This window comes from Flavobacterium sp. ENC, assembly GCF_020991415.1.
GTDB lineage: Bacteria > Bacteroidota > Bacteroidia > Flavobacteriales > Flavobacteriaceae > Flavobacterium.
The window spans coordinates 1-4,665 of sequence record NZ_JAJMOY010000019.1 but is presented as its reverse complement, the minus strand read 5'-3'; the positions used below and the strand labels follow the sequence as shown (position 1 = coordinate 4,665).

Genomic DNA, 4,665 nt, shown 5'->3' with positions numbered 1-4,665 from the left:
AACCGATCCACTTGAGAGTAAATATCCTTTTTTAACTCCTTATCAATTTAGTGGAAATACTCCGATTATGGCTGTAGAATTAGAAGGTTTGGAATCAAGCAGAAATCCTAACAGGAATGAAACGCCAAAGGAAAATATTTATATTGTTTTAGACTATAATCCAACATGGGATAATGGACATGATGCAAAAAGAGATAGAATTCAATTTAGAGGATTTGAACAACAAGGATGGAAAGGTATTGTTGCTAATAGTCCAAAAGATGCTAATGAAAAACTTGCTACTTATATGAAAGGGAAGCTTGCAGCTAATGTCGTAATAGAAACACATGGAGTAAGATATGTTAATGCTGCAGATCAGTCTGACACAGGAAAAAGAGCTATACAAGTTGATAACAATAATGGAAAATTAGTTAGTGGTGATGATATACAAAGTAATCTAAGCGGACTTTGTGCAACTAATCAAGATGAAATAGATGGTTTAATTGGGATTGTGAATCAAGTGAAAAATGGGGGTAAATTTTTTATAAATGCTTGTAACATCGCTGCGCAAGACGAACTTGTAGGTAGTTTGCAAATTCTAACAGGAAGCCATGTAGATATGTTTTCAAACACAGACTGGATGTCAACAAAGCATGAAGTACAACCAGGAGGATTAGCGATATATACACCGCAATTTTTATTTAATGTAGATGTTATTCGTCCACAGAATCACATATTAGGTTCTAAAATGTATCCAAAAGGCTGGACGTCTGATAGTACGCCAACGTTATTATTTAATATGCAAATGAATAGAAATGGAATTGTACCAATATATACAAAACCAGAACCTAGGATTGTGCCACGTAATAGAAAAAGTAATAGAGCCACAAGAGGTTAAACTAAAGTAAAAAGAAATGAGAAAGATTGTATTATTAGTTTTTTTTATATGTAATGTTTTGTATTCACAGGAAACTTTCAACAATGTTATTGAAGGGTTTGCTTCAAATGAAAAAAAATGCTCCACATTATTAAAATATAGAGGTAGATTTATTCTTGGAAAAGGATTTGATGGTAGATATCAAAATAATGATATTGTTGATATTTTTACTTTTAATGGGATGAAAACAGATTTTTTGTTGTCTCATTTAGGTAATTACGGAAAATTTAAACTCTATTTTCTTGATTATGTGGGAAATTTAAAATTACAACTAAATACTTGTGAAACTTCTGACGGAGGTGCTAATTTTGTTTTGGTTGATACTGAAAGTAGTAGTATGTTTTATCTACAATCCTTAAGTGGAATATCAATCTGTAAATTAGATGCTAATTCATTAACTTATAAGTTTAATTCTAAAAATTTTGATAGAAAAATAATTAAACTTGATAATAAAATGATGCCAACTTCATCAATACAATTAACAGGTATTGAGAATGAAAAATTTAAAATCAGATTGGTAAACTATATAAAGAAAGATAACTTTTTTTATCAAAGTGTAAAATTTAACGAAACTCTACTCAAAAATTTATTTGATATAAAGTATGAAGAAATATTAGATTTTCTATCAATTAAACTTAAAAAAGATACTAGCGAAGAAAGATGTAACGAAAAATATTGTGATTCATATATATCTAGATTTTTTTTAGGTAAATAGTTTTTAAGAACCTAAAGTTTGCTCCCAGCTGTGCGAAGAGTGCTTTTAAAATAATAAATTTATTGTGTGTGCTGTGCGAATGTCTCCTGACTTCGCACCCACAACGATGATCCGCAAAAGCATCGATTAAAACAAGAAAACAATAAAAACTACAACCTCAAAAAAGTTGTAGTTTTTTTATTTACGAGCATAAATAGTTTCACTATCAACTAAAATTGTATTTTTAGCAAAAACCATAACCATGAAAAAAACGAGCCCCATTATTCCGCTTTTCAAACAGTTTATCAGAGAAACGGAAACGGGTAAGCGACTCAAAAAAAATGGTGAAAAAATTAAATCCAGTTCAATAGATAATTATAAATATGTCTTACAAAATTTAATTCAGTTTTCGAGTGATACTAAATTTGAACTGCGTATTTGTGATGCCTCAAAACTCGATAAACGGGAACTGACCTCAGAGAAAAGTTACTGGAAAAAATTCTATCAAAAGTTTACGGATTTCCTTTATAAAAAAGGCTGTCACGACAATTATGTGGGGGCTAATATTAAAGTGATCCGCGTATTTTTTAATTACCTGAAAAACGACAAGGATTTAAATACAGGTGATTTTCAACGTCTGTTTTATGTAAGAAAGGAAGAAATAGAAATCTTTGTTTTATCACCGGAACAACTTAAGTTTTTAATACACGACAAAGAATTTGAAGAGACCCTTATTCCGAGTTACAAACGAATCAAAGATATTTTTGTTTTTGGATGTACTACCGGTTTACGGTATTCTGATATTTTTTTACTGACCACTAAAAACTTCGAAAAAATGGAAGACGATTGGTACCTAAAACTCAAATCCAAAAAAACCAAGACCTTTAGTTTTATCAAACTTTCTGCTTATGCCATAACTATTTTCCAGCGTTATGCAACGACCAACAATAAAACGCCGCTTTTTGGTACTATCAGTTTGTTCAATTTTAATAAAAGCCTCAAACAAATTGGAGAGCTTGCCGGCTTTACAGCCCCAATAGAAGTTTCCCGCGAAAGACAAGGCAAAACACAAAGCATTACAAAAAAAACAGATCTGATTAAAAACAGGTTTTGCGATAAAATGAGTTCGCATATGATGCGGCGAACTGCTATTACCACTTTATTAATTTTGGGTATGCCGGAACATTTGGTGCGCAAAATTAGCGGACACAGTCATGCCAGTACTTCTTTCAATCGCTATGTACATTATGCACAGGCGTATATGGATAAGGAAATTGAAAAAGTGCATAGTAAGCTGGAGAGTTATTAATTAGGTTTATACCGCAACTAAGAAAATTACGATTTAACAGGTGATAAAATCACAATTCACGCTACCGCGTTGCCTGACAATCTGACTGAAAAAGAGTAAATGCTCTAAAATTCGCAAACGAAGTTTCCATATAGGATTGACGGAGCGGTGACGGAGAAATGACGTAAAAAAAATGCAATGTCAAACGGGCAGAATTACCGTTAAAAATCCTGATCTGTCGTTCTTCTTCGATATCACTTTTAGGATTCGTTTTTCTTTTGATGAAGTTTAAGGATTATAAAAGAAAAACCTGGTACCAGAGTAATCTGGTATCAGGTTTTCTTTGTTTTAATCGATGCTCTTTGCAGATTATCGTTGCGGCTGCGAAGTCAGGAGACCTTCGCACAGCACATACGATAAATTTGTTATTTGTAAAGAACTCTTCGGAGAGCGGGCCCAGAAAATAGATTATTAGTTCTCACTAATTGTATTTTTTGATTCTGCTTTACCTTCTTTACATTGATATTTCATGAGTAAAGTTTGAATTCGCTTATGTATTCGTTTTTTCTCTTTATCACTCAGTTGAGGGGATAGCCCATTTAAAATTTGATTACTTATTTTTGAATTGTAAACATATCTGATCCCATAATATTCAAATCCAATAAGTTCGGTTGGCTCATCCTTGAAATACAATACATTTGTTTGAAAAGGCTGACTTTTAAAATCCTGCAATTTTTCTAATAGCTTAACATCCTTAATACTATCAATACTATATTCCTTCATTATTAAAGTCCAACTATTATCTTCAAGACACGTTGTATTTAAATCGCATATCCAACTAGTCTTTTCATTTATTCCGTATCTACATGACTGAAACAATACAATGATTATGAGTAAATAAATAAATTTCATTATTTTTTTCGTTTTAGTTCAACTGGAGTTTTAGGAACCCACGTTCCTTCTTTATCTTGTTTCCACATACCATCATTCTTTTTCCAAAAACCATCACTTTTATCTTCATGCATGTAAATATCTCTGAACATCTCATAATTTTTACTCTGTAAAGATTCGTCATCATTCAGATATCCAGATGCTTTATGTGCCTTCTTTGGATAATTTATTTCCATAAAACCTGAAACTTCATCTATTTTTGATAAATCTTCAAACCCAAAATATGTAGCAGCCGCATTTGCGGCTTTAAACTGCACGTCCCCAATTTTTTGATTATTAAATGGATCTATACCATCTTTTCCTAAATTAGATATCTTCATACAAGCACTAATTAAAGCTTTATCAGCCTCAATTGTTGCCCAAGATTGTGAAGCATTTTCAGCTCCTGCATCTACAGCATCATAACCCATGTCATGTTTCCTGGCAGCATTATCTACACCATCAATTGGTTTTAGTATATAATTGTTTACTAAATAAACTTCAGGTAATTGTGTTGGTCCATAATAAAATCCATGGTCAAGCATACCATCTAGGCCAGCGTCTCTTGCATGCATAGTAGTACTGCTTGTCTTTGCTTTTCCATATTTATCATACGATACTGTTTTAAAAGCAACCCCTTGACCCAGACTACCATGAGCGTTGTGTTGTGAATCATTATGCCAAGCAAGTTCAAAAACTGGTTTTGTCGAGCCGTAGTAATATTTATAAATAATAGTCGCGTACTCTAATCCCTCTAATTCAACACCATCGATCACTCTATTTTCGCTGAAAGCATAAGGAGAATTATAAGCATAATTTCTAAACAAAGGATCCACC

At 32.3% G+C, this 4,665-nt stretch carries 4 protein-coding genes and 1 pseudogene; 3 read left to right on the top strand and 2 right to left on the bottom strand.

Features of this window, described 5'->3' with window-relative positions:
- The 3 genes from LPB89_RS21825 to LPB89_RS21815 all read left to right on the top strand — a co-directional run.
- Positions 1–877: hypothetical protein (locus tag LPB89_RS21825; RefSeq protein WP_230703722.1), on the top strand; the 877-nt coding region annotated here is incomplete at its 5' end.
- Between the two features lie 16 nt (positions 878–893).
- Positions 894–1,631, top strand: coding sequence for a hypothetical protein (locus LPB89_RS21820; RefSeq protein WP_230703721.1), 738 nt, complete (start codon positions 894–896; stop codon positions 1,629–1,631).
- 241 nt (positions 1,632–1,872) lie between these two features.
- A complete protein-coding gene (locus LPB89_RS21815; protein WP_230703720.1) occupies positions 1,873–2,919 on the top strand; it encodes a tyrosine-type recombinase/integrase in 1,047 nt (348 codons plus the stop codon).
- Between the two features lie 450 nt (positions 2,920–3,369).
- On the opposite strand, the gene LPB89_RS21810 is transcribed toward LPB89_RS21815, so the two are convergent.
- Together LPB89_RS21810 and LPB89_RS21805 are read right to left on the bottom strand one after the other, a co-directional pair.
- Positions 3,370–3,810 carry a hypothetical protein gene (locus LPB89_RS21810; RefSeq protein ID WP_230703719.1) on the bottom strand — a complete coding sequence of 147 codons (441 nt, stop codon included), beginning with the start codon at positions 3,808–3,810 and terminating at the stop codon, positions 3,370–3,372.
- Positions 3,810–4,665: pseudogene (locus LPB89_RS21805) on the bottom strand (hypothetical protein); the annotation flags it as partial. The pseudogene LPB89_RS21805 and the gene LPB89_RS21810, both read right to left, overlap by 1 nt.

What these genes read in the sequence shown, in the direction of transcription:
- LPB89_RS21820 (WP_230703721.1), top strand. Translation starts at nt 894, where the DNA reads ATGAGAAAGATTGTATTATTAGTTTTTTTTATATGTAATGTTTTGTAT.
- LPB89_RS21815 (WP_230703720.1), top strand. Translation starts at nt 1,873, where the DNA reads ATGAAAAAAACGAGCCCCATTATTCCGCTTTTCAAACAGTTTATCAGA.
- LPB89_RS21810 (WP_230703719.1), bottom strand. Translation starts at nt 3,810, where the DNA reads ATGAAATTTATTTATTTACTCATAATCATTGTATTGTTTCAGTCATGT.